Here is a 4267-nt window from a genome sequence, read left to right on the forward strand (position 1 = left end):
GATCAGGATGTACACCTCCGGGTGGCCCCAGATCCAGATCATGTTCACGTACATCATCGGGTTGCCCCCGCCGGTGTTCGTGAAGAAGTTGGTGCCGACGTAGCGGTCGAGGCTGAGCATCGCGAGCACCGCGGTCAGCACGGGGAAGGCCGCGACGATCAGCACGTTGGTGACCAGCGCCGACCAGGTGAAGACCGGCATCTTCATCAGGCTCATGCCCGGCGCGCGCATCTTGACGATGGTGGCGATCAGGTTGACGCCGGACAGCAGCGTGCCCACGCCCGCGATCTGGAGCGCCCAGATGTAATAGTCGACGCCGACATCGGGCGAGTAGTCGAGCCCCGACAAAGGTGCCATCGCCAGCCAGCCGGTCCGCGCGAACTCGCCGACGAACAGGCTCATCATCACCGTGACCGCGCCGCTGACCGTCATCCAGAAGCTGAAATTGTTCAGGAACGGGAAGCTGACGTCGCGCGCGCCGATCTGGAGCGGGACGACATAGTTCATGAGGCCCGTGACGAACGGCATCGCCACGAAGAAGATCATGATGACGCCGTGCGCGGTGAACACCTGGTCATAATGGTGCGCGGGCAGGAAGCCGTCGCTGCCGTTGAACGCCATCGCCTGCTGCGCGCGCATCATCAGCGCGTCGGCGAAGCCGCGCAGGAACATGACCAGCGCCAGCACGATGTACATGATGCCGATCTTCTTGTGATCGACGCTCGTGAACCACTCCTTCCAGAGATAGCCCCACAGCTTGAAATAGGTGAGCGCGCCCAGCACCGCGGCCCCGCCGATCGCGACCATGATGAAGGTCCCGACGAGGATCGGCTCGTGGATCGGAAAGCTTTCGAGCGTGAGCCGCCCGAAGATGGTCTTGAGCAGGGATTCGGGCATGGTCTTTCCTCAGGCGCGCGCGGCGGCGGACGCGCCGGGCAGCGCCGGCACATCAAGCCGGGTCATGTTGCGGTTGGCGTCGTCGCCGCGATCGCGGTTGCCGGGCGCGTTGCCGTGGGGGGCCATCAGGTGCGGGCTGTTGCCCTTCTCCTCCGGCTCGCGGGTCAGCGCGCCCTTGGCGTGGTCGGGATCGGGGGGACGGTTGTTCACCGCCGGATGGCCGCCATGCGCCATGCTCGACATGCAGCTCGTGCCCGGCTTCACGCACATGGCAACGATACGGTCGAACAGGCCGCGCTCGACCCCGCCGAACCCCGTCGGCGCGACATTCTCGCTCGGCGCCTCGAGCTTGAGGTAGGTCGCGCCGTCGAGCCGGCCGGGCTTCGCGCGGACCTGTTCGATCCAGCGCGCGAAACCCGCCTCGTCGACGCCGTGCGTCCAGAACTTCATGCCGGAAAAGCCCGCGCCGCTATAATTGCCCGACAGCCCCTCGAACCGGCCGGGACGATTGAGCACCGCGTTGAGCTCGGTCTCCATGCCCGCCATCGTGTAGATCATGCCCGCCATCGACGGCACCCAGAAGGTGTTCATCATCGAGGAGGACGACATGCGGAAGCGAACCGGCCGATCGACCGGGAGCACCAGCTCGTTGACCGTCGCGACGCCCTGTTCGGGATAGATGAACAGCCACTTCCAGTCGAGCGAGACGACCTGGATCTCGAGCGGGCGGGCGGAGGCGGCCACGGGCCGGTCGGGCGCGGTGCGCGCCAGCGGGCGGAACGGATCCAGCGTGTGCGTCGCGACCCAGGTCAGCGCGCCCAGCGCGATGATGATCAGCAGCGGCGCCGACCAGATGATCAGTTCGAGCGAGGTCGAATGATCCCAGTCGGGGCGATAGGTCGCCTCGTCATTGCTTTCCCGATAGCGCCAGGCGAACAGGATCGTCAGCGCCATCACCGGCACGATGATCAGGAGCATCAGCCCCGTCGACCATAGGATCAGGTTCGATTGCTGGCGGGCGACATCGCCGGCGGGATCCATCACGACCAGCCCGCAGCCCGACAGGGCGACGGCAAGGCCGATCGGAAGCAGCCGGAAACAAAGCGAGCGGACAAGGGTTTTGGCCATCGGGCGCGCCCTACGCGCTGCTGCGGCGCAGCGAAATAGGACAATTTGTCCCATACCGTTTGTGCCCCCGCGCCGCTAAGGACGGCCCAAACGTCCGCAGATAGGGTTTTCGAATGGCATCCGTTTCGTCCACGCCGCTGGAGCGTGACGCCCGCGCACTTCACCGTCATCACCATGACGATCATACGGTGCGCCCGGGCGAGATCGCGATCGGCGTGATCATCGGGCGGACTTCGGAATTCTTCGACTTCTTCGTCTACGCGATCGCGTCGGTGATCGTGTTCCCGACGGTGGTCTTTCCCTTCATGGATCGGGTGACCGCGACCGCCTGGTCCTTCGCCCTGTTCCCGCTGGCGTTCATCGCCCGCCCGATCGGCACGCGCGTGTTCATGTCGCTCGACCGCCGCTACGGGCGCGGTTCCCGCCTGACCATCGCCTTGTTCCTGCTCGGCACGTCGACCGTCGCGGTCGCCTTCCTGCCCGGCTACGAGACGATCGGCCTGGGGTCGGCCGTGCTGCTGGCGCTGTTCCGGATCGGCCAGGGCTTCGCGCTCGGCGGCACGTGGGACGGGCTCGCCTCGCTGCTGGCGCTGAGCGCGCCGGAGAAGAATCGCGGCTGGTGGGCGATGGTGCCGCAGCTGGGCGCCCCGCTCGGCCTGATCGTGGCGAGCGCGCTGTTCGCCTTCTTCCTCAGCGTGCTGACGCCGGAGGACTTTCTCGGCTGGGGCTGGCGCTATCCGTTCTTCGTCGCCTTCGCGCTGAACGTGGTCGCGCTGTTCGCGCGGCTGCGCATCGTCGTGACGCCCGAATATACCGAGATGTTCAAGTCGCGCGAGCTCACGCCCTCGCGCGTCGGCGCGACGCTGAAGGCGCAGTGGCGCAACATCATCATCGGCGCCTTCGCCTCGCTCGCCAGCTTCGCCTTGTTCCATATGGTGACGGTCTTCCCGCTGACGTGGGTCCACCTGTTCACCGACCAAGACATTGCCCGTTTCCTGCTGATCGAAATCGTCAGCGCGATGTTCGGCGTGGGCGCGATCATCGTGTCGGGCGTGCTGGCCGACCGGATCGGCCGCCGCACCCTGCTCGCCTACACCGCCGCCGCGATCGCCGCGTTCAGCGGCTTCGCACCCCAGCTCCTCAATGGCGGTAGCGTCGGCGAGATCCTGTTCATGGTGTCGGGCTTCATCCTGCTCGGCCTGTCCTTCGGCCAGTCGTCGGGGGCGGTGACCAACAATTTCCCGAAGCGCGCGCGCTATACCGGCGCCGCGCTCACGTCTGATCTCGCCTGGCTGCTCGGGGCCGGATTCGCGCCGCTCGCCGCGCTCCTGCTGGCCGAACATTTCGGGCTGATCGCCGCCGGCGGCTACCTGTTGTCGGGCGCGATCGGCACGCTGGTGGCGCTGATCCTGAACAAGGAGCTGGCCCGCCGCCTCGATTGAGGATTCGGGGCAGGGATACTGGACTATTTCAAGCGCTTCCCCTATATACCATCCGGTATGAAAATCGATTTCGAAAATCCGGCGCCGAAGGGACGCCCGCGCGAGTTCGATATCGACGAAGCGCTCGCGGCGGCGCTGCGTGTGTTCTGGATGCGCGGCTATGAAGGCGCATCGATGGCGGAGCTCACCGCCGAGATGGGCATCACGAAGCCCAGCCTCTATGCCGCCTTCGGCAACAAGGAGGCGCTCTTCCGCAAGGCGCTCGACCTCTACGAGCGCGAGAAGATGGCGTTCATGAACGCCGCCCTCGCCGAGCCGACCTCGCGCCGCGTGGCGGAAAGACTGCTGGAGGGCATCTACAAGATGCAGACCAGCACGTGCGACCCCAAGGGATGCCTGGGCGTCATGAGTTCGCTCGCCGGCACGCCCGAAGCCTCGTCGATCCGCGAATGCGTCATCGAACGCCAGAAGGGGTCGCGTGCTGCTCTGATCGCACGGCTCGACCGGGCCAGGGAGGAAGGCGACCTTCCCGCCGATATCGATACCGAGGCGCTGGCACGCTTCATGACCGCGATCTTCCAGGGCCTGACGCTCCAGGCGCGCGCCGGGGCCAGTCCGGATGAGTTGAAGAGCCTGGCCGACATGGCCCTGCGGACCTGGCCCGGACGCTAACCAACGATCACTACCAATCGGTAGAAAAAGAGTTGACGCACGCTCCCCGTTAAATATATACCGCTTGGTATCGAAGGAAGACCGATCGTTCATCGGATGTTCGGGAACAATTTCGGATCAAGGTAAAC

4 protein-coding genes are annotated in these 4267 nt (G+C 65.6%); 2 read left to right on the plus strand and 2 right to left on the minus strand.

What is annotated here, in order from left to right; translation table 11 throughout:
• A partial coding sequence (locus tag ACOJSF_RS00585) for a cbb3-type cytochrome c oxidase subunit I (protein WP_420140300.1) occupies positions 1 to 897 on the minus strand: 897 nt, incomplete at its 3' end.
• 9 nt (positions 898 to 906) lie between these two features.
• Positions 907 to 2025 (minus strand): ubiquinol oxidase subunit II, encoded by a 1119-nt coding sequence (gene cyoA / locus ACOJSF_RS00590; protein ID WP_420140301.1) that lies wholly within the window; start codon positions 2023 to 2025, stop codon positions 907 to 909.
• A 113-nt stretch (positions 2026 to 2138) separates the two neighbouring features.
• On the opposite strand from cyoA, the gene ACOJSF_RS00595 reads away from it, so the two are divergent.
• Positions 2139 to 3467, plus strand: a complete 1329-nt coding sequence (locus tag ACOJSF_RS00595) for an MFS transporter (RefSeq protein WP_420140302.1) — start codon at positions 2139 to 2141, stop codon at positions 3465 to 3467.
• Between the two features lie 57 nt (positions 3468 to 3524).
• The gene (locus ACOJSF_RS00600) at positions 3525 to 4139 is read left to right on the plus strand and encodes a TetR/AcrR family transcriptional regulator (RefSeq protein WP_420140303.1); all 615 of its coding nucleotides are present in this window, start codon (positions 3525 to 3527) and stop codon (positions 4137 to 4139) included.
• The last annotated feature ends 128 nt before the right edge of the window (positions 4140 to 4267 follow it).

The organism is Sphingomonas sp. (assembly GCF_048594985.1).
In the GTDB taxonomy this organism is placed as follows: Bacteria; Pseudomonadota; Alphaproteobacteria; order Sphingomonadales; family Sphingomonadaceae; genus Sphingomonas_I.